The sequence below is a fragment of the Gemmata palustris genome (assembly GCF_017939745.1).
In the GTDB taxonomy this organism is placed as follows: Bacteria; Planctomycetota; Planctomycetia; order Gemmatales; family Gemmataceae; genus Gemmata; species Gemmata palustris.
Map to the genome: position 1 here is coordinate 3,630,433 of NZ_JAGKQQ010000001.1, position 24,558 is coordinate 3,654,990.

Consider the following 24,558-nt stretch of genomic DNA (forward strand, 5'->3'; position numbering starts at 1 on the left):
TGTGCGATTCTCCAGCGGACAAAGCCCTGAAGGGGCGGCAGAACACCTTTCAAGAGAGGTTCTGCCGCCCCTTCAGGGCTTTATTGCGTTAATGCTGCGGAGCTCACGCTCGGGGAGGAAGCTTCCACGTGCCCGGGACCGGGGCGCGGGTCGCGTCCAGCGGCTTGTCGAGCGCGTAGTCCTTCGGCATCGTGTCTTCCGACGACGCGAGTGCGTCTTCCCAGTTCAACGTCTTGCAGCCGTAGCAAGCGTTACGGCCGAAGATCGCGGTGAACGTGGAGTCGGTCACGTTCTTCAGTTCGTTCAGCGGGGCGCCGGCGCGGATGCTGTTGAGCAGGTCGATGTGCTCCTGCACGTAGGCCGAGATGTTGTCCGAGCCGGACGGCTTCTTGTTGATCTCGTAGTACCCGTCGCGCGTGTAGCACGTGCCCTTCGAGCCGTACAGCGTCTCGGACACGTCGTCGTCGCCGGGGAGGTGCCGGCAGTAGCTCGAGAGCCGCACGCCGTTCTTGTACTCGTACTCGACCGCGAAGTGGTCCCAGATCTGGCCCGCGTCCTTCGGGGCACCGGGGTGCCGGACCGCGCGCCCGCCGAACCCGACCGCCCGGACCGGGGGACCGCCCATCGCCCAGTTGATGACGTCCAGGTTGTGGACGTGCTGTTCGACGATGTGATCGCCGCACAGCCACAGGTAGTGGTACCAGTTGTAGAGCTGGTACGTGCTGTCCGCCATGCCCTCCGGGCGCTTGTGGAACCACGGCTCGTTGCCGTTCCACGAGCACCGGGCGGAGAGGATGTCGCCGATCGCGCCGTCGCGGACCTGCTTCAGGGTCTCGATGTAGCCCTTCTGGTGCCGGCGCTGCGTCCCGGCCACGATCGCGATGTTCTTCTTCTTCGATTCTTCCACCAACTCGTAGCACTTGCGGGCGCCCGTGGCGTCCACCGCGACCGGCTTCTCGCAGAAGATGTTCTTGCCGGACTTCACCGCGGCTTCGAGGTGGTACGGGCGGAAGCCCGGGGGCGTGGCGAGGATGACGAGGTTCACGTCGGTCGCGAGGAGCTTCTGATAGGCGTCCAGCCCACTGAACGTGGTGTCCGGCGTGAGCTTCACGTTCTTCGTGAACCGGCCGTAGTCCTTGCTCTTCTCGTTGGTGAACGTCTTGACCGCGTTCTCGGACTTGTTCTTGAATACGTCCGCGACCGCGACGATTTCGACCTTCCCGGCGGAGCCGTTGATCTTCTCTTCGGCGTTCAGGATGTCCTTGACGGCCCCCATCCCGCGCCCGCCGCACCCGACGAGACCGACCTTGATCGTGTCGCCGCCGCCGGCGAACGCGCTCGCGAAACTGCTGGCTGCTGCGACCCCGCCCACCGCGGCGGTCGCTTTCAGGAAGTCACGACGATTCGACATGGGGAGAGCCTCTTGAGTAGGGTGGGCAGCGCCCACCGCCGGGAAAGGCATTGTGGGGCGGGCAGCCCGCCCCACGAAAAATGGCATCAACGGTGCTTTCAGTATCGGCGGGCGCGTTCGCGCTCGCCGCAAGAAATTTACTCGGACTTCTTGATGACTTTGGGCTTCAGGTCGGCGAGTTCGGGCTGCTCTTCCTCTGCGAGCACGACGCGGAACCCGATCACGTCCATCCGCGTGAGCCACCAGATGCTCTGCGGTTCCTGGGGGTCCCACTTCATCCAACTCTTGTCCGACACCCGGCGCGCCGCGCTGCGGCACCGGTCGGCTTTGTCCGCCCACGAGCCCCCGCGAACGACGTGCGACCACTTCTCGTCGGTTGGCACCGTCACCGGGCGCAGGCTGAGCGGGTTCTTCGCGCCCTTCTCGTAGGCCTTCTCATCGTACTGATCGAGGGTCCATTCCCACACGCTCCCGTGCATGTCGTACAGGCCGAAGGCGTTCGGCTTCTTGGTGCCGCTCTTGTGGGTGGTGCCGGCCGGCTTCGCGTCGGTGGCCGAGTTGTCCTTGTACCAGGCGTACTCGCCGAGGCCCTTCGGGTCGGTGCCGAAGCTGTACGCATCGTCCTTCCCGGCGCGGGCCGCGTACTCCCACTCCGCTTCGGTCGGCAGGCGGTACGCGCGGCCCGTCTTTTTGCGGAGCCACTCGCAATACATCATCGCGGCGTGGTGCGTCATGCAGAGGGCCGGGTGCCCCTCGCGCACGTGGCCGTAAGTCGCGTCGACGAAGGCGTTGGTCGGCCGCGTGATCGCGTCCGGCCCGAATTTCTTCGCCGCGGTGTCGTCGGCTTTCAGGTAGTTTTCGTCGTACCAGAAGGTGTCGTACTCGTCCCAGCCGCACTCGACCTTCGCCATCCAGAACCCGTTGACCTTCACCTTGTGGCGCGGGCCTTCGAGCGCCTCGCGCCCGACTTCGGCGTCGGGGCTACCCATCGTGAACTCGCCGCCCGGAACCCAGACCATCTCGAACTGCGCCTTCAGGTCTTCCCGGTGCGTCTTCGGCGGCTCGCTGTCGGGGTCGTCCACGACGGTCTTGAAGCCCTTCGTCTTCTCGACGAAGTTCTTCTTCGGCTCCAGTTTGGCCGGCTTGGGAGTTTCGGGTGCCTTGTCTGCCGGTTTGTTCGCGGATTTCTCGTCCGGTGCGGTGGCGACCGCGAACAATGGGACCGCGGCACAGAGCACAACGGCGAAGGTGTTTCGGAGCGGCATTCTGCTAGATTCTCCGAAGAGAGAGTTACTGTCAACGATTGGGTTGAAAATGAACTACTGCGTAGCGGGCGCTATACTGTGCCATCTTATGACGGCGGCCGCCCTCCCCCAACCCCTTTCCGGCGCGGTGGGGGCAGTAGCAGAACCTAACCCCCTAACCCCCTTCCCTAAGAAGGAAGGGGGAACAGAACCAAATGCAGCAGACACAAAACAATCAGCGGCGGTTTTCGGATCTGCCCCCCCTTCCTTTCTAGGGAAGGGGGTTGGGGGGTTAGGTTCTGCTGCCCCCCTCCGCTTCGAGTTCGAGTCGAAGCACATGGGCACAACGTTCCGCATCGTGCTGTACGCGCCCGACAAAGATGCGGCCAAGAAAGCGTCGGACGCCGCGTTCGCGCGAGTGGGCGAACTCGACGGCATCATGAGCGACTACAAAAAAGACAGCGAACTCATGCTTCTGTGCAAGACGTTCGCAACGGAAGTCAGCGCCCCGGTGAAGGTCGGCGACGATCTGTTCTTCGTGCTGCGCAAGGCGGACGAGTTGTCGAAGAAGTCCGGCGGTGCGTTCGACGTGACGGTGGGGCCAGTGGTGCAACTCTGGCGGCTCGCCCGGCGCACGCAGCAATTACCCGACCCGAAGGAGTTCGCCACCGCACGCGACAAAGTCGGCTACATGAAGGTGAAACTGGACGCGACGAAACAGACCGTGCAGCTCCTGATACCGGGAATGCAGCTCGACCTCGGCGGCATCGCGAAGGGTTATGCGGCCGACGAAGCCCTGAAACTGCTCCGCGACAAGTTCGGCATCAAACAGGCTCTCGTTGCCGCGTATGGTGACATCGCGTGCGGTGATCCGCCGCCGGGCGAAGACGGGTGGAAGGTGGACATCGCCCCCATCGCGAAGAGCCAAAAACCGCGCCCACTTAAGCTCGCGAACGCGGCCGTCTCCACATCAGGCGACCTGGAACAGTTCGTCGAAATCGGCGGCGTGCGCTACTCGCACGTGCTCGACCCGAAGACCGGCTTGGGGCTCACGGGTCGGCGCAGCGTGACAGTAATTGCGCCCAACGGCACCGCGGCGGATAGCATGACCAAAGCCGTGAGCGTGCTCCCACCCGAGCAGGCTCTGAAACTCGTCGAAGAGACCCCCGGCGCCGCGACCTACATCGTGGTGCTGGACAAGGACGAGAAGCCCGTCGCGACCGCGAGCAAACGGTTCCCCAAAGAGTAAGCGATCATCCGCCGGTGCATTCGGCACCGGTGCTGGTAGTAGCCACACATCTGGAGGTCTGCCGTGGACGAACTCATCAAGACCGTGAGCGAAAAGGCCGGCATCAACCCGGAACAGGCGAAAGCCGCCGTGAACAGCGTGGTGGAATTCGTGAAGAACAAAGTGCCGGTCGTCGGCGAGCAACTCCAGGGATTGTTGTCCGGCGGCGGGGACGGTGGGAATCCGCTCGCGGGGGCCGCAGACGCACTCAAAAAGAAGTTCGGCTTCTGAGCTACACAGTTGAGCGATAAGCCCGCGCGAATCAACAATCCGCCAAAAACGGAAATCCGCGGGCGCCGCGACACATTAGAAAACACTTCTGCTGCGATCTCATTTCTCCTTCACAATCGAATAGTTTGATCCGTCTTTTCCAGCGAAAATGAAAGTGCGTGAAACTATTCGACAGATCGAGAAGTAAGAAGGAAGTAGCTACTATTTGCTGACTCGCCTGCCAGCGAATCACCGCCCGGAGTGCCGAACTTCGGATTTGTTTTGCCCGATTTCATTCAGGGATTTGTCTTCCTATAAGTGAGACAGATTATTCTCCCCATTCAACGGATGGGTCGCCTTCATCCGAGCCCCCGCGGCCTGCCCGCGGGGGTTTTTCTTTTCCCGGCACACGACGCGGCGTATTGTGGGGGCACCTTCTCCCCACTGAGGTTGCGCCGATGTCTTCTAACCGCCGCACGTTCCTCACCTCTTCCGCTCTCGCCACCGCCGGCCTGCTCGTCGAAGGCTCGCGCGGGTTCGCCGCGAACGACACGCTCCAGGTCGGGCTGATCGGGGTCGGCGGGCGCTGCAAGCACTTGCTGAAGTCCTTCCCCGCGCTGCCGAACGTGAAGATCACTGCCGTGTGCGACGTGTTCGACGACAACCTCGACGCGGCCCGGAAACTCGCCGACCCGAAAGCGTTCGCCACGAAGAAGCACGAAGAACTGCTCGCGCGCAAGGACGTGGACGCGGTGCTGATCGCCACCCCGGATCACTGGCACGTCCCGCTCACGGTGGATGCGTGCAAGGCCGGCAAGGACGTGTATGTTGAGAAACCCCTCACGCACGATTTGTCTGAAGGCAAAGCCGTGATCGCGGCTCAAAACGATAACAATCGCGTGGTGCAAGTCGGGACGCAGCAGCGGAGCATGACGCACATTCTGGAAGCCTACAAGTTGCTAAAGGCCGGTACGATCGGGAAGGTCCACAAGGTCCACTGCACCTGGAACCGCAACGCGAACCGCTTCCAGCGCGGCAAAGACCCGCTCGACGCCGGCAAGGTGGACTGGAAGCGGTTCCTGGGCGCAGCAAAGGCCCAGGACTTCGACGCTTACAAGTTCCGCCAGTGGCGCTGGTTCTGGGACTTCGGTGGCGGGATCTTCACCGACCTGATGGTTCACTGGATCGACGTGGTCCACTGGTTCCTGGACCTCGATCACCCGGCGTCAGCCGCGAGCGTGGGCGACTGGTTCGCGGCGAAGAACGTGTGGGAAACGCCGGACACGGTGCAAACACTTCTGCGCTACCCGAAGCAAGAGGCGCAGGTGTACTTCGAGGGGACGTTCAGCAACAACCGCAACGGTTCGATGTGCGAATTCATGGGCACCGAAGGCACTCTGTACCTCGACCGCGGACGCTACGAGATCATCCCGGACCGCGACAAGAAGAAACCCGAGCCGTCGGCACTGGTCCTCGGGACTGATCCGCGCAAGGGTTTGGACTTCTACGACAAACCAGACGGCGAACTGCTCCACTTAGCGAACTGGATCGAGTGCATCCGCGACCGGTCAAAGAGGGTGGCCTGCCCCGCGGAAGCGGGCGTGAGCGCGGCGAGCGCCGCCCACCTCGCGAACCAATCCGTGCGCAGCGGGCAAATCGCGGTGTGGAAGGACGAATAACGCCCTCCAATGCAGGGCGTAGGTCTGCGATTCCTCAGCCCAGGGCAACGCTCTGGGTTCCAGGTTCCCGCGAGGACCAACGCTGTGTCGCAATCCGTCGCCCGCAACCTGATTCACCTGGTGTTCAGCACGAAGTACCGCGAACCGCTCATCACCGGCGACCTGTACCCGGCGATGTTCGCGTACCTGATCGGCGCGGCGAACGGGATCGACTGCCCGGCGATCATCGCGGGCGGGATCGCGGACCACGTTCACATTCTGTTCGCGCTGCACAAAACGGTCGCGCTGTGCAAAGCGGTCGAGGAACTCAAGAAGCAATCATCGAAGTGGGCCAAGGAGAACGGTGGACCGAGCAACTTCTACTGGCAGAACGGTTACGGCGCGTTCTCGGTCAGCCCGCAGAACGTGCCGCGGGTCTCCGCGTACATCGCGAACCAGCCGCAGCACCACGCCGAGCAGCCATTCCAGGACGAATTCCGCGGCCTGCTCCACCGCGCCGGCGAGGAATGTGACGAACGGGCCGTCTGGGATTGATATTGTTTGTGGCGCCAACCCACACGAAAACCAGGGCGTTGCCCCCGTGTTCCGGGGCATTGCCCGCACCTCGCCCAAATCCGTGTGTGGTGCCCGGCCCGGAACCCAGGGCGTTGTTCCCGGCCCCGCATCCCCGAGGCGATGTCCCCGCCCGTACCCAGGGCGTTGCCCTGGGCTGGGGAATCGCAGGCCTTCGGCCTGCCCGATAATTCACCCCAACGGGGTGGGATTCCCCAGCCCAGGGCAACGCCCTGGGATACGGGCGGGGATATCACACACACAGGTTTGGGCGGTCCCCCGGGCGCGACGGACGGGGCAACGCCCTGGGTTCGGGGCCGAGGCATCCGGTTCCCCAACGGGTTCGGGCCATCACCCCCCATATTCGCACGCGGCGAGCACCTCGGGCGCGCCACCCTTCGGCCACACGTCGCCCGGCGAGCGCCCGGACGCGAGCACCGCGCGGAGCGGGTCGAGGAACGTTGCGTCCTCGCCCTGGTGCTTCAGACCCGCGTCCGCGATCGCCACGATTTCGCGGCACCAGTCCGTCAGCGGCTTCCCGCGGTATTCCGCACGCAATCCCGCGCGCGAAGCCAGTTCCGAAAGCGGGCGCAGTTCTTCGGGTTTGAAGTGCCGCGCGAGTTCGGTCGCGGCGCCGAGTGCGTCCGCGTCGTAGAGCAGCCCCTTCCAGATCGCAGGTACCGCCAGCGCGAGCGGGGCCGGGGTCGCGTCCGCGCCGCGCACCTCGAGGAAGCGCTTCAGGCGCGCTTCGGTGAACATCGTCGAGAGGTGAACGTCCCAGTCGTGCCGCGTCGGGAACCGGCCGTCGATGCCGCGGTTCAGGAACGTGCGGAACGTCACGCCCGGCGCGGGGAGGAGCGATTCGCCGCTGGTGAGCAGCAGGAGCGGCACGTCGAGAACGAGTTGCACCCAGCGCGCGAACGTGACTTCGCCCGCGAGCAGGTTGGTGAGGAGCCCACTGCGGTCCGGGTCCATGCCGTGCCAGACGTGCCCGCGGTACGACACGAACTCCGTGTGCCGCCCCGCGAACATCGGAGCGTTCGCGAACAGCGCGTTCACAACGGGGCCGAGCCGGAGGGCCAGCGCGAACTTGCGCCCGGCGTCCGCTTCATCTGCGTAATCAAAGGTGACCTGCGTGCTCGCGGTCGCCTTCATCATGTGGAGCGCGAACGCACTCCGGGTCGGCAGGTACTCCGCCATCAATCGGTGCCGCGGGCGCGGGTTCAGCGGGATCTCCGCCACCGTGCTGACCGGCGTGACGCCGCTCGCGATCCACGCGACCCGCGCCGGGTCGGTCACCGCCCGCAGTTCGTTCAAGTGGGTGTCGAGTTCCGACCGCAATTCTGCGAGGTGTGCCGAGGGCGCGGTGGACAGTTCGAGCTGCCCGCCGGGTTCCACGGAAACTGTAGATCGACCGCGCGTGAGCGTCGTGAGCCGCCCCGATTCGTAATGCGGTTCCCAGGAAAATAGGACCGCGAGCGCGCGCAGAACCGTTTCGATGCCGTCGTCGAAGCCGATTTGCCGGCCGGTCGAACGATCGGCGGCGATCTTCTCGAATTCCGCACCGACGCGCCACGCAGAAGGCGGTTTCGCGCCCTCGCGGAAGTAATCGATCAGGTCGCTCTCAGTGACGGGCTTGTCGTCGAGGCCGGTCCCTGGCAGGTGCGTACTCATTGAAGTATCGGCTCTCCGCGGGGCCGAGAGAGGTAGCCCCACAGCAAAAAATACGAGCGGGGATCGGTAAAACCAACCCGATACCATAGGTCGCGGGCCGGTGCGGGCTAATCACGAAGTACCGCTCGCTCTAAAAATCATTACTGCAACCCGCGTGTAACCCAAGTTTCTCGCGATCCGGCTCAAGATCGGCGATTTCCAAACGAATCCATTAGACATGAGACATATGCGCGCCGATAATTAGATATGCCCTCTCCCTGGCTGTACCGCCTCGCGCAAATCGCGCTGGCTCTGGTCCTCCTGGTCCCGTCGGTCATTTTGACCGCGCCGGAACCGCTGGCGCACACCACCTCAGAATCCGCCCCGAACGAAGACCAGGACGACGGCCGCGAGGTCGAACTCGCCGCGCCGACGGGCCGCCAAGCCCTCAATACCGAACGTCCCGCTCTCGATTGCAACAGTCCCGCGCGTTCCGCCCCGGCCCACGGCGCCCGTTCTGTCCGCGACGACGTTAGCACGCGCCACACCTCCGTTGCCGCACTTTGCGCACGTCTGCGCTGTTAGAGCCTTCCGTTAACCCGTTTCCGGGGTGCGGCGCGTGAGCGCCCGTTCCGGTTTTCCCATCCTCGGGTTCTTCCCGCGCAACTGCGGCCCCGCGCCGCGTGTGGGAACGGAGGCGCTGACATGTTACTCGCACCAACGACACCCGGCCGGAAGGCCGGCGACCGAGAGGCGCACACCGCGCTGTGCGAATACGGCCCGCTCGCGACCAAGCGCAAACGAATGGCGATCGCGTGCCGGTGCGCGGGGCACGCGCTCGGGCTGTACACCGACTACCGCGTGCGAAAGTTGCTGGACGTCGGCCGCGCCTACAGCAACCGACTCGCCCCGCTCTCCGCGCTCGTGGCGGCACTGCGCGTGGCCGAAACGGGCGCGACGGAAGCCGGCCGACGGGCCGTTTCGGACGTCTGGAGCATCTTCGAGGGGTTGCGGGCGGGCGACGCGCGCGAAGCGTCTCGGGGAGCACACACCGCGGCCGGGGCCGTTCAGTGGGCACTTGGGATCGGGGGAGCGGCTCCGCCCGTCCCCGCGAAGTGGGTTTGGGCACGGGCGGCAATCGCCCGATCCGAGACCGCACCCGCATTCGCCCCCGAGTGGCGCACACAGGACGTACTCGCACTGGCGCGGCTCGCCCAACTCGGCGACTTCAGCGTGCTGCCGATTCTGGCGGACGCACTCCAGGACGCCGGGTGCGAGGACGAACAGATCCTTTCGCACTGTCGCGACCCGCACGAGGGCGCGCACGCGCCCGGGTGCTGGGTACCGGACCTGATCCTCGACGTTGAGTAAGGGTGAGCGCTGGCCGGGACGGGAACCACCCGCTCGTTGACACGCGCGCTTCGCCGAGAGGTTCCAGGCGAACCGCGCGTGTCAACGAACGGGTGGAGTTCTCAACACAACCCAACGCCCTGAATCACCCGCCCCAACGGATTGACCGACGATCCGACAAACGCGATAATGGCCCCGGGTTCGCTCCAGGGGTCAACTAATGTCGCTCCCGATCTCGCGCCGGCAGTTCATCGGGCTATCGGTCACTGGTGCCCTCGGCGCGGGCGGGTACGGACTAGTCCGCGCCGTGCAGAAAGTCCGGGACGCCGCCCGCAGCACGTCGGACCTTTGAAACCTCAAGCAACTGGGGTTGGCGGTCGCCAACTACACAGACGCGAACGGGCACTTCCCACCTGCGTACACGCTCGGCCCGGACAAGAAACCGTGGCACAGTTGGCGCGTCCTCATCTTGCCGTACATCGAGCAAAACGGGCTCTTCGAGTCGTACCGGTTCAATGAGCCGTGGAACGGGCCGAACAACAGTCAGCTCGCGTTCCGAATACCAAAAACGCTCGTGTTCCACGACACGAAACTCCCGACCACAACAACGAACTACCTCGCGGTCGTGGGCACGAATACGATGTGGCCGGGCACGAAGGGGCGCAAGCGCGAGGAGATCAAAGACGATACGAGCCAAACGATTCTGATCGCCGAGAACAACGGGCTCGGCGTCCACTGGATGGAACCACGCGACCTCACCTTCGACACGATGGACTTCCGCGTCGACACACCCGAAGGCGTGAGCAGTTGGTACAAAAAGCCCGGGGTCGTCACCACCGAAGGCTCGATCCTTCGTCTGTCTAAAGAAACCACACCCGAAGCACTCCGGGCCGCCCTCACCGTAAACGGGGGCGAGACGATCGCGCGGGACGCTGAAAACTGGACCGTCATCCCCGACGGGCGCGCCCGCGAGCGCAAGGAATAACAGTTCTCACGTCGCGCCCAGCCCCGGGCCGTTGAGGATCGCGGTGTTCATTACGCCGTCCTTGATGGCGAACACCCCGGGGAACTTCAACTTCCACGGTTCGTTCGCGGCGGGGCAATACTGGCGCCCGTTCGATTCGATCGCGGCCACGCCCGGAATGTGTGCGGCGATGCTCGCGGAATGAATCAGCGACGCCCCCACGCACGTCAGGTCTTGCACGCACCGGAACAGCCCGTACTTCTGCGCAGCCGCGGCGAGCAACAACGTCTGGGTTTGACCTTTGCACGCCTTGAACGCTACGCCGGTGTAGCCCATCTCCATCGCGAGCTTCAACGATTCGAGATCGAGCAGCGATTCGTCAATCACCACGGGCACTTCCTTCGCCACGGCGTGCATCTTGTTCTCGGGGTGCGCCTTGAGGTCGCGCGCGGTCGGTTGCTCGATGTACTGGATGCGCTCAAACCCCTCTTGGCTCATGCCGATCTTGGCGAGCAAGATGAAGTCGAGCAGGTAGTTCACGTCCTTGCACCGCTCGTTGAAGTCGAGCGAGTACCACCACTTCGACACGCCCCGCTTCCGCTGCACCTCCTGCGCGACGCGGTGAACGGCCGCTACGCGATCCACGTCCCACCGCAAATCGTCACCGTTTAACTTGATCTTCAGGTGCGTGAGCCCGTCGCGCGCGATCCACTCCCCGAGGTGCTCGGGCAACCCGTCACCGACCGGGTTCGTCACGTCCGCGGGGGTCACGGGATCGAGCGCGCCGACGAGGTGGTACAGCGGCATCCCGGGCTTGGGTTCTCGGGTCACGAAATCGTTGAGGTGCAGGTTGTCGAACTCCGCGCCGAGGTAGTGATCGAGGTCGTTGGGCAGGAACTCCCGACTGTACGTGTGGAAGCAGTTCAGCCCGTGGAGCTTGCCGTAAGCGTCGTGAAGGGCCGCATCGAACGTGGACGCGACGACGAGCACGGCGAGCTTCGGCACCGGTTCCGGCCACTGGTGCAGCGCGGTGAAGTCGTTCCCCGCGAGTAACAGTTCCGGTTCCAGCCGGTGCGTGATGTCGATCGGGTGGCCGCTCAGCCCGCACTGCTTGTAATCGGCCGCGACCCGCGACGCCAGGTACCGCATCGCGCCGAGCGTCTGGTCGTAGGTGAGCACGCGCGACGGGAACGCCCACACGTTCCCGAGCGGCATCGAACCGGAGCCGATGGCGGTCTTCCCGGCCCCGCTCTCGACCTCCATTCGCACGTTCAGAATCGTCACCCGGTCGAGCGCGATGCCGCCGAACTTGATCGGCGAGCGGTAGCGGAAGTCCTCGTACTCGAAGTACACGTCGCGGATACGAATATCGGTGCTGCGCACGTCACTGGCCCTTCGTCGTTGGTCCCGTGTACCGGAGGGAGGGGGGCCGGTACATTGCTCAGTATGCGCACGGACCGACCGCGGACAAAGGACTAATGGCCAATGAGTGTTCCCGAGTGGCAACTTCCCCCGGGCGTGGACCGAGGATTGTGGGACTACTTCCACGCCGCCGACATGGTGGCGAACTACGACGAGCAGATGCGCGCCTCGCCGCTCGCGTCGGCGGACGTCGCGTTCTGCGAGCGGAGCTTCCCCGCCCCCGGAAAGCTCGTGGATTTGGGGTGCGGCACCGGGCGCCTGTGTTTGCACTTCGCGGCGAAGGGGTTCGACTGCGTCGGCGTGGATTTATCGGACGAAATGCTCGCGAAGGCCCGAGTGAACGCAACAGCCGCGAACGTTAACGTGGAATGGCGGAACGCGAACCTCGTCGATTTGTCCGCGCTACCCGAAGCGTCGTTCGATTTCGCGGCGTGCCTGTTCAGCACGCTCGGTATGGTTCGCGGCTCAGAAAACCGGGCAAAAGTGCTGGCGAATGTGTTCCGCACACTGAAGCCCGGCGGCCGGTTCGTGCTGCACGTCCACAACCGCTGGTTCCGCGGGCTGGGGCTATCCCGGGTGTGCGGGCAGTTCTTTAGCACACTGTTCGGGCGCCCGTCCGCCGGCGACATCTCAATGTCGCAAGCCTACGGCGGCGCGCCGCTCACGCTGCACCACTTCATGAAGCGCGAGGCGGTCACGATGTTGTGGGAGGCGGGGTTCCGCACACTCGACGGCCTCCCGCTGACCATCGACGGGCGCCGCGCGGGCTGGCCCCGAGCGCTGCGGGCCTACGGCTGGCTGTTACTTGCGGAGCGGCCGGAGTGAGCGCAAACGCGAGACGGCAAATCGGTGTTCGCCTCTCTCGAAGGTGTTGTGGATTTGTGCTTTTGCTGGTGGCACAGGCCTCTGGCCTGTGGAGGCGCTCACACAGGCCAGAGGCCTGTGCCACCAGACCAAGAACCACAGTTACTCACAACCAAGCAGTAACCGGTTGCAGACGATCGCTACGTCGTATGACGTGAGATTACTCGCCCATCAGTTGCCGCAGGACCGCGTCCGGGGCCGGTTCGTAGCTGTGCGGTTCCATGCCCATCGCGGCGCGGCCCTGACTCAAACTGCGCACCTCGTTCGCGTAGGTGAACAGTTCGCGCAGCGGAACGCGGGCGATGAGTTCCACCATGTCGCCATTGGGACTCATCTCCTGGGCGTCGATCTGCCCGCCGCGGCGCGTGAGGTCGCCGAGGATCGAGCCGACGAACTGGCTCGGCGTCGTCACCGTCACCTTCATGATCGGTTCGAGCAGTTGCACGTTCCCCTGCGTCGCTTCGCGGTACGCCTTGATCGCCGCCGCTACGAAGGCGTCTTCCGTGGACAGTTGCGGATCGAACTTCGCGTCCAGCATCCGGGCCTGGGCGTTCACCATCGGGTACCCGAGTTCGCCCGTCTGGAGCGAATCGAAGAGCGCCCGTTCTGCCGCCGCGAGGAACGCCACCGGGATCGGGTTCGCGTCCGTGTTCACGACGTTGAACACCGCGACCGGCTTGTCGGTCTTGAAGTTGGTGAACGACACCTTCAGTTCCGCGGACGCGGGCCGGTCGCCGAGCTTCTCGACCTTCGCGTCGACCGTCCGCGGGGCCTTCAGCATCTCGCGGAAGCTCACGCGCGGCGGGTACGCCCGTACCTTGAGCCGGAAGTCGCGCTCGAGCCGGTGGCGCTTCACTTCGAGGTGGAGCGTGCCCATCCCGCTCATCACGGTCTGCCCCTCGTTCACCTTCAGCTTGAACGTCGGGTCCTCGAGTTGCAGCACTTCGAGCGCGAGCGCGAGTTTGTCCTTGTCCGCGCCGCTCTCCGGCTCGATCGACTGGCTCACGACGGCTTCCGCGAACGTGATCGCTTCGAGCAGAATCGGGTGCGCGGTCTCGCACAGGGTGTCGCCCGTGACCGTGTCCTTCAGCCCCACGACGCACACGATGTCGCCCGCCGGTCCGTTCTCGACCTCTTCGAGCCCGCGGGCCGGGTCCGCGTGGACGTGGAAGAGCTTCGCGACGTTCTCCTTGATGTCCTTGCCCGGGTTGTACGCCCGCATGTTCGGCTTCATCACGCCGGAGTACACGCGCACGAAGAACCGGTTGCCGTTCGGGTGCCAGGACGCCTTGAACACCAGCCCGCAGAACGGCTCCTTCGGGTCGGGCTTGCGCTTCTGCTCCTTGCCCTTCGGGTCGGTGCCGACCACGGCCGGCCGGTCGAGCGGGCTCGGCAGGTAGAGCGTGACCGCGTCGAGCAGCGGCTGAATGCCGATGTGCTCGCGCCCGCTCCCGGCGAGCACGGGGTAAATCGTGCGCGCGAGGCACTGCTCGCGGACGAGTTGCCGCACCTTCACCGGGTCCGGGTCCTTGCCGTCGAGGACCGCGGAGGTGATGAGATCCTTGTCGTCGTGTGCGGTGAGCGCGTCGAAGAGGCGCTCGCGGTACTCCTGGGCCTCGTCCAGGTTCTCTTCCGGGATGTCGGCCACGCGCACGGTCTTCCCGAGATCGCCCGCGTCGAAGAACTTGGCCTTCATCTCGATGAGGTCGATCACCCCGCTGAACGGCGTGCGACTGTCGGCCGCGCCCCCCGAGCCGATGGGGATGATGATCGGAACGGGCCGCCCCTGCTCTTCCGGGTTCGGCGTGAGCCGCGAGCGCACGGAATCGAGCGTGCGCGCGAAGTTCGCGCCCACGACGTCCATCTTGTTGACGAACACCATGCGCGGGACGCCGTACCGGTTCGCCTGGCGCCACACCGTTTCGGACTGCGCCTCGACGCCCTTCTGACCGTCGAACACGACCACCGCGCCGTCGAGCACGCGGAGCGAGCGCTCGACTTCCGCGGTGAAGTCGACGTGTCCCGGGGTGTCGATGAGGTTGATCGTGTGCCCGGCCCACTCGAACGGCACGCACGCGGAGTAGATCGTGATCCCGCGGGCCTGTTCTTCGGGGTCGTAATCGGTATCAGTCGTGCCCTCGTCGACGCCGCCGAGTTTGTGTTTGGCGGCGGCGTAGTACAGCAGGTGCTCGGTGGTCGTGGTCTTGCCCGCGTCGATGTGCGCGATGACCCCGAGGTTCCGCACGCGGGTCAGGTCAACACCCGTATTTTTGGCCATGACAGCACCCGTGTTCGGTTCTCAGTGCCCAGTTCTCAGTTTACGGAGCCACAGCGGACAAAAGGAAAGTGGTCAGTGGTCGGCACCGGGTTCGCGGCACCGTCCACTGACCACTGATAGCTGGCCCCGCAGATTACCAAGCGAAGTGGCTGAACGCCTTGTTCGCTTCGGCCATCTTGATGGTCTGTTCGCGCTTGCTCATCGCTTCGCCCTGGCGCTGGTAGGCGGCCATGAGTTCTTCGGCGAGCCGCAGGTGCGTGGGGCGGCCCGCTTTCGCGCGGATCGCCGACAGGATCCAACGGATCGCGAGGCTCTCGGCCCGCTTCGGCTTCACCTGCATCGGCACCTGGTAGTTGGCCCCGCCGACGCGCCGCGAGCGCACCTCGAGCGACGGCTTGACGTTACCCAGGGCCTCGGTGAACACCTGGATCGGGTCGGCGTCCGGCATGCGCTTCTTGATCTGGTCGAGCGCGTCGTAGACCACCCGCGTCGCGACGGACTTCTTGCCGTCGTGCATCAGGCAGTTGATGAACTTGCTCAACAGGAGCGACCCGTAGCGGGTGTCCGGGGCGAGTTTGTCGTAGCTGGCCGTGCGTGTTTTGGAGCCCATTATCTTCTCAGTTGTAGGGTGGGTCGAGGCGAGTCTTCGAGCCGAAGGCCCACCGATCCACGTCAACGGTTCTGGTGGGCCTTCGCCGCAAAGCCGGCTCGACCCACCCTACCGCAGTTACTTGCCTTCCTTCTTCGTGCCGTACTTCGAGCGGGCCTGCTTACGGTCCTGCACGCCCTGCGAGTCGAGCACGCCGCGGACGATGTGGTACCGGACGCCCGGCAAGTCGCGGACGCGCCCGCCGCGGACGAGCACGATCGAGTGCTCTTGCAGGTTGTGCCCCTCACCGGGGATGTACGCGGTGACTTCGATCCCGTTGGACAGGCGCACGCGGGCCACCTTCCGGAGGGCCGAGTTCGGCTTCTTCGGGGTCATCGTCTTGACGACGGTACACACGCCGCGCCTCTGCGGGCACCCCTGAATGGCCGGGTGCTTCGGCTTCGACCGCTGCGGAACCCGCGGGGATTTAATCAACTGGTTGATCGTCGGCATTCGTCTGGTCCTGTTCAACCGTCGGCGGCGGCCGAACGGGAATAAGTATGTTAGTGTCCCGCCCGCGAGCGGGAAGTCCCCCACTCAAAAAAGCGCGAAACGAGGAGTTCGGAACGCGGAACGAATGAGGCACACGTCGGCGAACGTTTTGTCTCCAGTTCCGCGTTCCGCGATCCGAACTCCCCGTTCCTCAAGATCACGCCCCCGAAGAGTCCGGGGTCGGCGGCGCGCTGGTCGCGGCCAGCGCCGGGCTCAGTTCGCCCGGGGCGTTGATCTTCACTTCGGCTTCCTGGTGGGTCTTGAACCCCGTACCGGCCGGGATCAAGTGCCCCAGGATCACGTTCTCCTTGAGGCCGACGAGGTAGTCCACCTTGCTGGCGAGGGCGGCCTCGGTCAGCACCTTCGTCGTTTCCTGGAAGCTCGCGGCGCTGATGAAGCTGTCCGACTGGACCGCGGCCTTCGTGATCCCGAGGAGCTGCACCTCGCGGTCGGCCGGTTCCGGGGTCGTGAAGGTCGGCTGCTTCTTCTTCTTGTCCTTCTCGATCAGCGCCCGCTCTTCCTCGAACGCCTCGCGACTGTACACGCGGCCCGGGACCAGCGTCGTGTCGCCCTCGCTGACCACCTTCACGCACTCCTCGGTGAGCCGGCGGTTCACCTCGTCGAAGGCGAACTTGTCCATGACCGCGCCGGGCAGGAGCCCCGTGTCGCCGGTCCCGATCACCTTCACCTTGCGGAGCATCTGCGCGACGATGATCTCGATGTGCTTGTCGTCGATGTCCACGCGCTGCGAGCGGTACACCGACTGCACCTCGCGCACCAGGTACTCCTGCACCTCCACCTCGCCGCGGATCTTCAGGATGTCGTGCGGCACCAGCGGCCCGTGGACGAGCGCGTCGCCCTCCTTGACGTACTCGCTCGGGTGAACGCGGACGTGCGCGCTTGCGGGGACCAGGTGCTCGCGGGCCGAGCCCTGCGACTTCCCGTCCTCGGTCTCCTGGATGATCTCGATGATCCGCTTGCCGCGCTTACGGGTCGGGTCGATGCGCACCCGCCCGGCCACTTCCGCCATCACCGCGGGGTTGCGCGGGCGCCGGGCCTCGAAAAGCTCCGTGACCCGCGGCAGACCGCCGGTGATGTCCTGCGTCTGCGACACCTCGCGCGGCGTCTTCGCGAGCATGGACCCGGCCGACACCTTCTGGCCGTTGACCACCTGAAGGTTCGCGCGCTCGTGGATGTAGTACACCCGGTCGTCCTTGCCCTTCCCGGTCTCGACGACGATCTGCGGGTGCAGGTCGCCCTTGTGCTCCATGATCGTGAACCGCTCGACGCCGGTGGCGCGGTCGAGTTCCTTGCGGACGGTCACGCCTTCTTTGATGTCCTTGAACCGGACGATCCCGGACTCTTCGGCGATGAGCGGCACCGAGTGCGGGTCCCACTTCACCAGCGCGGTGCCCGGCAGCACTTCCTGGCCCTCGGTGACGAGCAGTTCGGCCCCGTGGGGCACGCCGTACCGCTCGGAGATCGGGCCGTCCTTGCCGCGGAGCACGAGCACCTCACCGGTCCGCGGGGCCAGCGCGATGCTCTGTCCCCCGTCGTTGGTGACGATGTTGACCCGCTCGAACTGGACGATCCCGCCCTTCTTCGACTTGTGCTCGTTGTCGCCGACGTTCCCGCGGGACTGGGCCGCCCCACCGATGTGGAAGGTGCGCATCGTGAGCTGCGTACCCGGTTCGCCGATCGACTGGGCCGCGATGATCCCGACCGCCATGCCGTCTTCGACGATGGTCCCGGTCGCGAGGTCCATCCCGTAGCACAACCGGCACACGCCCAGCGGGGCCTGGCAGGTCATTGGGCTGCGGACCGTGATCTTGTCGATCCCGATCTTCTCCAGCTCCTTCGCCTTGGCCGGGGTAATCATCTCGTTCTCGGCCAGGAGCGCCGCCCCGGTCGTCGGGTGGGTGATCGTGTTGCGGCTCACCCGCCCGCGGATCGCGTCGGACAGCGACCGGTCGATCTCGTCCCCCTTGTACATCACGCCCTTGCTGATGCCCTGCGTGGTGCCGCAGTCGTGCATCGTGATGACGACGTTCTGGGCGACGTCGGCCAGCTTGCGCGTGAGGTACCCGGAGTCGGCGGTCTTGAGCGCGGTGTCGGCCAAGCCCTTACGCGCCCCGTGCGTACTGGAGAAGTACTCCAGCACCGTGAGGCCCTCGCGGAAGTTCGACTTGATGGGCGTCTCGATGATCGCCCCGCTCGGCTTGGCCATGAGCCCGCGCATACCGGCCAACTGGCGGATCTGCTCGATACCGCCACGGGCACCGGAGTGGGCCATGAGGTAAATCGGGTTCAGGTACGGCACCATCTTGCCGGTCACCTGGTCGATGCGCCGGTCGTCGCGGAGGTCCGTCATCATCCGCTTGGTGATGAGGTCGCGGGCCTCCATCCACAAGTCGATGACCTTGTTGTAGCGCTCGACCTCGGTGATGATCCCGCGGTCGAAGTTCTTGCGGACCTTCTCGACTTCCTTGTCCTTGTCCCGGAGCACGCCCTCTTTGTTCTCGGGCGTGCGCAGGTCGCTCGAGGCGAACGACAGGCCGCTCCGCGTGGCCTGGCGGAACCCCGTCTCTTTCATCCGGTCGAGCAGCGAGATGGTCTCGCGGCGCCCGAGTATTTGGTAGCAGTCCGCGATGATGCGGCTCAGGTACTTGGTCCCGAGCGGCAGGTCGTAGAACGCCATCTTCGCGTTGAGGATGTCGTTGAAGATGACGCGCCCGACCGTCGTGCGGACGAGGCCGTTGGGCTTGCGCGGGAGCTCCTCGGCCCGCGGGTTGCCCTTCTCGTCCTTCACCTCGCTGATGACCTTCTTCTCGATCGGCAGGCGCACGCGGACCTTCGCGTGCATCCCGAGCTTGTGCTCGGCGTGCGCGCGGAACAGTTCGAGCGGGCTGTGGAACACCATCCCGTCGCCGGCCTCGACCGCCTCGTCCTCGGCCCCGCGGGTCGCGGTGAGGTAGTAGCACCCCATCACGATGTCCTGGGACGGCGTGATGATCGGGTTGCCGTTCGCGGGGCTGAAGATGTTGTTCGTGGACATCATCAGCACGGTCGCCTCGACCTGCGCCTCGATCGAGAGCGGCAGGTGAACGGCCATCTGGTCGCCGTCGAAGTCGGCGTTGAAGCCCTTACAGACGAGCGGGTGGATGCGGATCGCGTTCCCTTCAATGAGCACCGGCTCGAACGCCTGGATGCCCATCCGGTGCAGCGTCGGCGCCCGGTTGAGCATGACGGGGTGGCTCCGGGTCACCTCTTCGAGGATGTCCCACACCACGTCGTCCTTGCGCTCGAGCATCTTCTTCGCGGACTTGATCGTGTCCGCGTGGTTCAGCTCCTTGAGGCGCCGGATGATGAACGGCTGGAACAGTTCGAGCGCGATCTTCTTCGGGAGCCCGCACTGGTGGAGCTTGAGTTCCGGGCCGACGACGATCACGGACCGCGCGGAGTAGTCCACGCGCTTGCCGAGCAAGTTCTCGCGGAACCGGCCCTGCTTACCCTTAATCATGTCCGTGAGCGACTTCAGCGGGCGGTTGCTGCTCCCGAGCACGGGGCGCTTGCACCGGTTGTTGTCGAACAGCGCGTCCACGGACTGCTGCAGCATCCGCTTCTCGTTGCGGATGATGACTTCCGGCGCGTTGAGGTCGACGAGCTTCTTGAGCCGGTTGTTCCGGTTGATGATGCGGCGGTACAGGTCGTTGAGGTCGCTGGTCGCGAAGTTGCCCGAGTCGAGGAGCACGAGGGGGCGCAGGTCCGGCGGGATGACCGGGATGCACTCGAGCACCATCCACTCGCACTTGTTGGAGCTGTCGCGCAGCGCCTCCACCGTCTTGAGGCGCTTGACCAGTTCCTTTTCGCGCTGTTTGGACTTCTTTTCGCCGCGGGCCACTTCTTTGTCGAGGCGCTCGCGCAGGTCGACCGAGAGCTTGACGAGGTCGAGGCGCTCGAGGAGCTTCTTGATCGCCTCGGCGCCCATGTCCACTTCGAACATGTCGCCGTGCTCGCCGCGCTTCTCCTTGTACTGCTCCTCGTTGAGCAGTTCGCGCTCCTTGAGCTTGGTGACTTCCGTGTCGCCCGGGTTGATGACGACGTAGTCCTGGAAGTAGATGATCTTTTCCAGGGCGGTGGTCTTCATGTCCAGGAGCGTCCCCAGGCGGGACGGCATGGCCTTGAAGAACCAGATGTGGACGACGTGCGCGGCGAGCTGGATGTGGCCCATGCGCTTGCGGCGCACGCGCGAGTGCGTGACCTTCACGCCGCACCGGTCACAGATCATGCCCTTGTACTTCATCCCGCGGTACTTGCCGCAGGAGCACTCCCAGTCCTTTTCCGGCCCGAAGATCTTCTCGCAGAACAGCCCGTCCTTTTCCGGCCGGTACGTGCGGTAGTTGATCGTTTCCGGCTTCTTCACTTCGCCGTGGGACCACGAGTGGATGTCCTGCGGGCTGGCGAGCGAGATGCGCACGGCCCCGAAATCGTTGATCCGCTCGTAGCTGGTGCCCTCAGAAGCGTCGGCGCTTTTGCTGTTCACGGTGGACATATCGAATCCCCTTTGCGGCAGGAGGTCGCGTTCTGTACCCAAACCCGGGGCGCGGCCCCGGGCTGAGAAATCGCGGGCTTACAGCCCGCACCGGCGTATTTTTAGGCCCGAAGGGGCGAGGCTCCTCGGCCCGGGGCAGCGCCCCGGGCACCCGTGGTTACACTCGCTTCTTTTCGAGGCACATGTTCAATCCCAGGCCGCGGATCTCGTGCGTGAGCACGTCGAAGCTGGCGGGCGTGCCGGCTTCCAGGGTGTTCTCGCCCTTCACCATGCTCTCGTAGATCTTGGTGCGCCCCTCCACGTCGTCGCTCTTCACCGTGAGCAGCTCCTGGAGGATGTACGCGGCGCCGTAGGCCTCGAGCGCCCACACTTCCATCTCACCGAACCGCTGGCCGCCGAACCGGGCCTTACCGCCCAGGGGCTGCTGCGTGATGAGCGAGTACGGCCCCGTGGCCCGGGCGTGAACCTTGTCATCAACCAAGTGGTGCAACTTGAGCATGTAGATGTAGCCGACCGTCACCGGTTGGTCGAACGCTTCCCCGGTGCGCCCGTCGTACAGCACGCTCTTGCCGGTCGTCGGGATGCCGGCCTCTTCCAACGAGGCCGTGATCTCCTCCTCGCTCGCGCCGTCGAACACCGGCGTGACCGCCTTGAACTTGAGCTTCGCGGCGGCGTACCCGAGGTGGGTCTCGAGGATCTGGCCCACGTTCATGCGGCTCGGCACGCCGAGCGGGTTCAGGAGGATGTCCACCGGCGTGCCGTCCTTCAGGTACGGCATGTCCTCTTCCGGCAGCACCTTCGAGATGACGCCCTTGTTCCCGTGGCGCCCGGCCATCTTGTCGCCGACCGAGATCACGCGCTTGGTCGCGACGTACACCTTCACCATCTGCTGCACGCCGCTGGGCAGCTCGTCCCCGCGGTTGAGCGAGTTGAGCTTGCGCTCCTGCTCGTCGATGAAGAACTGGATGCGCTCCCAGTGGCGCCCGTGGATCTTGTGCGCTTTCTTCTGGTTGTCCGGCGAGCGGATGTCGAGCTTGTCGAGCTTGAACTCCTTCGCCTGCTCCGCCACCACCTTGTCGTCCTTGTCGGACGCGAGCTGCTTGCCGGTGTTGGGGTCCTTGAGTTCCTTCTTGTCGAGCACCTCTTCGAGCGCCTTCACGAACTCGCGGAACTGCTCCGCGATCTTCTTGTTGAACTGCGTCTCGATGTCCTTGCGCTCCTTGTCGATTTGCTTCTTTTCGTCTTCCGTCATGTGCGCCCGGCGGCTGAACCGGTGCGCCGCGATGACGATCCCTTCCGTGCCGGACTGCACCTCGAGCGAGTCGTTCTTCACGTCCTCACCCGCGCGGCCGAAGATCGCGTGCAGGAGTTTCTCTTCGGGCGTCAGCTCCGAGCGCGACTTGGGCGACACCTTGCCGACGAGGATGTCGCCGGGGCGCACGTAGGTCCCGATCTGGACCACGCCGTGCTCGTCCAGGTTCGCCAGCGCCTTCGGCGACACGTTGGGAATGTCGCGCGTGAACTCTTCCTTGCCGAGCTTCGTCTCGCGGATCTCGATGTCGAACTCCTCGATGTGGATCGAGGTGTACGTGTCGTTCTTGACGAGCCGCTCCGAGATGATGATCGCGTCCTCGAAGTTGTACCCTTCCCAGGACATGAACGCGACCAGGACGTTGCGCCCGAGGGCCAGCTCGCCGTTCTTGGTGGCGGCGCCGTCCGCGATGATCTCGTTCTTCTTGACCTTCTGGCCCATCTTCACGATGGGCTTCTGGTTCAAGCAGGTGCGCTCGTTGAGGCCGTGGTACTTGCGCAGCACGTACTCGCGGACGATCTTGTCCTTCTCCTCGAGCTTGATGCGCTCCGCGTCCACGAACACCACCGTGCCCTCTTCCTGGGCGCGGACGAGCATCCCGGAGTGGCGCGCGACGTCGATCTCGAGCCCGGTGGACACGAGCGGCGGTTCCGGGATCAACAGCGGCACCGCCTGGCGCTGCATGTTGGACCCCATGAGCGCGCGGTTCGCGTCGTCGTGCTCCAAGAACGGGATGAGCCCGGCCGAGACGCCGACCATCTGCTTCGGCGACACGTCGATGTACTCGACCTTCTCGGCCGGGATCATCATCAACTCGCCGCTCTGCCGGCCGCTGACGCGCTCCGCGGTGACCCGGTCGCCCTCGGTCGGCGTGTCGGCCGGGGCGAGCACCGCGTCGGCCTCTTCGTCGGCCCGGAGCTTCACCACTTCGTCGGTCAGCTTCTTGGTCTTGACCTTCTTGTACGGCGTGATGAGGAACCCGTACTCGTCGATTTCCGCGTAGATCGAGAGCGACGAGATGAGACCGATGTTCGTCCCTTCCGGCGTTTCGATCGGGCAGATGCGGCCGTAGTGCGAGATGTGAACGTCGCGCACCTCGAAGCCCGCGCGCTTGCGGTTCAAACCGCCCGGCCCGAGGGCCGAGAGGCGCCGTTCGTGCGTGAGTTGCGCGAGCGGGTTCGTCTGGTCCACGACCTGCGACAGTTCGGACCGCCCGAAGAAGTACTCGATCGCGGCGGACACGCTCTTGGGGTTGATGAGCGACCGCGGGCTCATGTCCTGCTGGTCGCGGATCGCCATGCGCTCCTGGACGGTGCGGCGGAGCTTCAGGAACCCCTTGCGGAGCTCGTCGGCGGCCAGTTCGTCGATGGTGCGCAGGCGCCGGTTGCCCAGGTGGTCGATGTCGTCCACGTGGCCCTTACCGGCCCGGAGGTCGAGCAGGTACTTCACCGAGTTGACGAAGTCCACGCTGCGGAGCGTCATCTCCGTTTCGGCGACGGTCTGGTCGAACTTGCGGTTGATGCGGAACCGCCCGACGCGCCCGAGGCGGTAGCGGTTCGCGTCCTGGAACTTCTCCTTGAAGAGCTCCTTGGCCTTTTCGAGTTGCGGCGGGTTGCCGGGCCGGAGCCGCTGGTAGATCTTGAGCAGCGCGCCTTCGTGCGAGTCCTTCGAGTCGTGCGAGGTGCCGACGTCCTCGGTGATCGCGTTGAGGATGATCGGGTCCTTCGGGTACGGCATCGCCTGGATGGTGCCGACCTGCGAGGCCGAGATCTTGTCGAACTTGTCGGAGGTGAACGGCTTGCCGGAGTCGAGGTACACCTCGCCGTTCTCCGGGTCGATCACGTCTTCCACCGCGATGTACGGCATCACGTTGGCTTCGGGGTCGCCCACGAGCTTCGCGCGGGCCTCCTTGGTGTGGACCTTCACCTTCTCGATGGCGTCGGCGAAGAACTCCTTGAGGATGCTCTCGGTCGAGGAGTACGACGGGTCCATCGCGCGCAACAGCGTGACCGCGGAGAACTTGCCCGACTGGTCGATGCGGACCCCGAGCGTGTCCTTCTTGGTCGCGTTGATCTCGATCCAGCTCCCGCGCTCCGGGATGATCCGGCACGAGTGCAGGTCCTTGTCGGCCTCGCGAGAGACGACGAAGTCCACACCGGGCGAGCGGTGCAACTGAGATACGACGACGCGCTCGGCCCCGTTAATAATGAACTCGCCGCCCCCGATCATGATGGGCATGTCGCCGAGGTAGACCTCTTCCTCGACGGGCTCGCCCTCGGTCTTGCGCAGGCGCAGCCACACGCGGAACGGGCGCCCGTAGGTGAGGCGTAACTGGCGGCACTCGTCGGCGTCGTAGCGCGGCTTGCCGAGTTCGTACCGCAGGTACTCCAGCGAGATCCGCTTGTCGTAGCTCTCGATGGGGAAAATTTCTTGCAGCACGCCCTCGAGCCCGGTATGCGTGCGCCGGTCGTAGGAGGTGTCGAGCTGCAGGAACCGGTCGTAGGACCGGGTCTGCACGTCGGTGAGATCGGGGACGTCCACGGCGTCGCCGAAACGACCGAAGTTGCGAACGGTTTCCGGCGTGATGATCCGCTGGGCCGGGATCGGCATCGGTGTGCTCCTTACCCAGGTTGAAACG

18 protein-coding genes are annotated in these 24,558 nt (G+C 64.9%); 9 read left to right on the forward strand and 9 right to left on the reverse strand.

What is annotated here, in order from left to right:
- Positions 1-103: 103 nt before the first annotated feature.
- Together J8F10_RS14895 and J8F10_RS14900 are read right to left on the reverse strand one after the other, a co-directional pair.
- Positions 104-1,411: a Gfo/Idh/MocA family protein gene (locus J8F10_RS14895; protein WP_210654805.1), complete on the reverse strand. Its 1,308-nt coding sequence runs from the start codon at positions 1,409-1,411 to the stop codon at positions 104-106.
- Positions 1,412-1,548: 137 nt separating this feature from the next.
- Entirely contained in the window at positions 1,549-2,676 is a 1,128-nt protein-coding gene (locus J8F10_RS14900) for a formylglycine-generating enzyme family protein (protein ID WP_210654807.1), read from the reverse strand.
- Positions 2,677-2,992: 316 nt separating this feature from the next.
- On the opposite strand from J8F10_RS14900, the gene J8F10_RS14905 reads away from it, so the two are divergent.
- The 4 genes from J8F10_RS14905 (at position 2,993) to J8F10_RS14920 (ending at position 6,366) form a co-directional block, all read left to right on the forward strand.
- Positions 2,993-3,904, forward strand: coding sequence for an FAD:protein FMN transferase (locus tag J8F10_RS14905; protein ID WP_210654809.1), 912 nt, complete (start codon positions 2,993-2,995; stop codon positions 3,902-3,904).
- Positions 3,905-3,967: 63 nt separating this feature from the next.
- Positions 3,968-4,174 carry a hypothetical protein gene (locus tag J8F10_RS14910; RefSeq protein ID WP_210654812.1) on the forward strand — a complete coding sequence of 69 codons (207 nt, stop codon included), beginning with the start codon at positions 3,968-3,970 and terminating at the stop codon, positions 4,172-4,174.
- Positions 4,175-4,611: 437 nt separating this feature from the next.
- Positions 4,612-5,832 carry a Gfo/Idh/MocA family protein gene (locus J8F10_RS14915; protein WP_210654814.1) on the forward strand — a complete coding sequence of 407 codons (1,221 nt, stop codon included), beginning with the start codon at positions 4,612-4,614 and terminating at the stop codon, positions 5,830-5,832.
- An 84-nt stretch (positions 5,833-5,916) separates the two neighbouring features.
- Positions 5,917-6,366, forward strand: coding sequence for a transposase (locus J8F10_RS14920; protein ID WP_210654816.1), 450 nt, complete (start codon positions 5,917-5,919; stop codon positions 6,364-6,366).
- 369 nt (positions 6,367-6,735) lie between these two features.
- On the opposite strand, the gene J8F10_RS14925 is transcribed toward J8F10_RS14920, so the two are convergent.
- Positions 6,736-8,058 (reverse strand): glutamate--cysteine ligase, encoded by a 1,323-nt coding sequence (locus J8F10_RS14925; protein WP_210654818.1) that lies wholly within the window; start codon positions 8,056-8,058, stop codon positions 6,736-6,738.
- Positions 8,059-8,304: 246 nt separating this feature from the next.
- Here J8F10_RS14925 and J8F10_RS14930 point away from each other — a divergent pair, with 246 nt between their 5' ends.
- From J8F10_RS14930 to J8F10_RS14945, 4 genes are all read left to right on the forward strand, one after another.
- Entirely contained in the window at positions 8,305-8,622 is a 318-nt protein-coding gene (locus tag J8F10_RS14930) for a hypothetical protein (protein ID WP_210654821.1), read from the forward strand.
- 120 nt (positions 8,623-8,742) lie between these two features.
- Complete coding sequence (locus tag J8F10_RS14935; protein ID WP_210662345.1) at positions 8,743-9,408, forward strand: hypothetical protein; 666 nt, start codon at positions 8,743-8,745, stop codon at positions 9,406-9,408.
- Positions 9,409-9,607: 199 nt separating this feature from the next.
- The gene (locus tag J8F10_RS14940; protein ID WP_210654823.1) at positions 9,608-9,739 is read left to right on the forward strand and encodes a twin-arginine translocation signal domain-containing protein; all 132 of its coding nucleotides are present in this window, start codon (positions 9,608-9,610) and stop codon (positions 9,737-9,739) included.
- A gap of 12 nt (positions 9,740-9,751) precedes the next feature.
- Complete coding sequence (locus J8F10_RS14945; RefSeq protein WP_261363189.1) at positions 9,752-10,372, forward strand: DUF1559 domain-containing protein; 621 nt, start codon at positions 9,752-9,754, stop codon at positions 10,370-10,372.
- Positions 10,373-10,378: 6 nt separating this feature from the next.
- Here the strand turns inward: J8F10_RS14945 and J8F10_RS40330 are convergent, their stop codons facing one another.
- On the reverse strand, positions 10,379-11,734 hold the full coding sequence (locus J8F10_RS40330; RefSeq protein ID WP_210654827.1) for an enolase C-terminal domain-like protein: 1,356 nt from the start codon (positions 11,732-11,734) through the stop codon (positions 10,379-10,381).
- A 102-nt stretch (positions 11,735-11,836) separates the two neighbouring features.
- Here J8F10_RS40330 and J8F10_RS14955 point away from each other — a divergent pair, with 102 nt between their 5' ends.
- Entirely contained in the window at positions 11,837-12,598 is a 762-nt protein-coding gene (locus J8F10_RS14955) for a class I SAM-dependent methyltransferase (protein WP_210654829.1), read from the forward strand.
- A gap of 199 nt (positions 12,599-12,797) precedes the next feature.
- On the opposite strand, the gene J8F10_RS14960 is transcribed toward J8F10_RS14955, so the two are convergent.
- From J8F10_RS14960 to rpoB, 5 genes are all read right to left on the reverse strand, one after another.
- Complete coding sequence (locus J8F10_RS14960) at positions 12,798-14,915, reverse strand: elongation factor G (RefSeq protein WP_210654831.1); 2,118 nt, start codon at positions 14,913-14,915, stop codon at positions 12,798-12,800.
- Between the two features lie 133 nt (positions 14,916-15,048).
- Entirely contained in the window at positions 15,049-15,525 is a 477-nt protein-coding gene (gene rpsG / locus J8F10_RS14965; RefSeq protein ID WP_210654833.1) for a 30S ribosomal protein S7, read from the reverse strand.
- A gap of 117 nt (positions 15,526-15,642) precedes the next feature.
- On the reverse strand, positions 15,643-16,017 hold the full coding sequence (gene rpsL / locus J8F10_RS14970) for a 30S ribosomal protein S12 (RefSeq protein WP_210654835.1): 375 nt from the start codon (positions 16,015-16,017) through the stop codon (positions 15,643-15,645).
- 196 nt (positions 16,018-16,213) lie between these two features.
- On the reverse strand, positions 16,214-20,608 hold the full coding sequence (gene rpoC / locus J8F10_RS14975) for a DNA-directed RNA polymerase subunit beta' (protein WP_246523352.1): 4,395 nt from the start codon (positions 20,606-20,608) through the stop codon (positions 16,214-16,216).
- Between the two features lie 157 nt (positions 20,609-20,765).
- Positions 20,766-24,530, reverse strand: coding sequence for a DNA-directed RNA polymerase subunit beta (gene rpoB / locus J8F10_RS14980; protein WP_210654837.1), 3,765 nt, complete (start codon positions 24,528-24,530; stop codon positions 20,766-20,768).
- Positions 24,531-24,558: the final 28 nt, after the last annotated feature.

Bases quoted from the DNA above. Each gene is read 5' to 3' on its own strand.
- J8F10_RS14895 (WP_210654805.1), bottom strand. From the start codon at position 1,411: ATGTCGAATCGTCGTGACTTCCTGAAAGCGACCGCCGCGGTGGGCGGG.
- J8F10_RS14900 (WP_210654807.1), bottom strand. From the start codon at position 2,676: ATGCCGCTCCGAAACACCTTCGCCGTTGTGCTCTGTGCCGCGGTCCCA.
- J8F10_RS14905 (WP_210654809.1), top strand. From the start codon at position 2,993: ATGGGCACAACGTTCCGCATCGTGCTGTACGCGCCCGACAAAGATGCG.
- J8F10_RS14915 (WP_210654814.1), top strand. From the start codon at position 4,612: ATGTCTTCTAACCGCCGCACGTTCCTCACCTCTTCCGCTCTCGCCACC.
- J8F10_RS14925 (WP_210654818.1), bottom strand. From the start codon at position 8,058: ATGAGTACGCACCTGCCAGGGACCGGCCTCGACGACAAGCCCGTCACT.
- J8F10_RS14930 (WP_210654821.1), top strand. From the start codon at position 8,305: ATGCCCTCTCCCTGGCTGTACCGCCTCGCGCAAATCGCGCTGGCTCTG.
- J8F10_RS14935 (WP_210662345.1), top strand. From the start codon at position 8,743: ATGTTACTCGCACCAACGACACCCGGCCGGAAGGCCGGCGACCGAGAG.
- J8F10_RS14940 (WP_210654823.1), top strand. From the start codon at position 9,608: ATGTCGCTCCCGATCTCGCGCCGGCAGTTCATCGGGCTATCGGTCACT.
- J8F10_RS14955 (WP_210654829.1), top strand. From the start codon at position 11,837: ATGAGTGTTCCCGAGTGGCAACTTCCCCCGGGCGTGGACCGAGGATTG.
- J8F10_RS14960 (WP_210654831.1), bottom strand. From the start codon at position 14,915: ATGGCCAAAAATACGGGTGTTGACCTGACCCGCGTGCGGAACCTCGGG.
- rpsG (WP_210654833.1), bottom strand. From the start codon at position 15,525: ATGGGCTCCAAAACACGCACGGCCAGCTACGACAAACTCGCCCCGGAC.
- rpsL (WP_210654835.1), bottom strand. From the start codon at position 16,017: ATGCCGACGATCAACCAGTTGATTAAATCCCCGCGGGTTCCGCAGCGG.
- rpoC (WP_246523352.1), bottom strand. From the start codon at position 20,608: ATGTCCACCGTGAACAGCAAAAGCGCCGACGCTTCTGAGGGCACCAGC.
- rpoB (WP_210654837.1), bottom strand. From the start codon at position 24,530: ATGCCGATCCCGGCCCAGCGGATCATCACGCCGGAAACCGTTCGCAAC.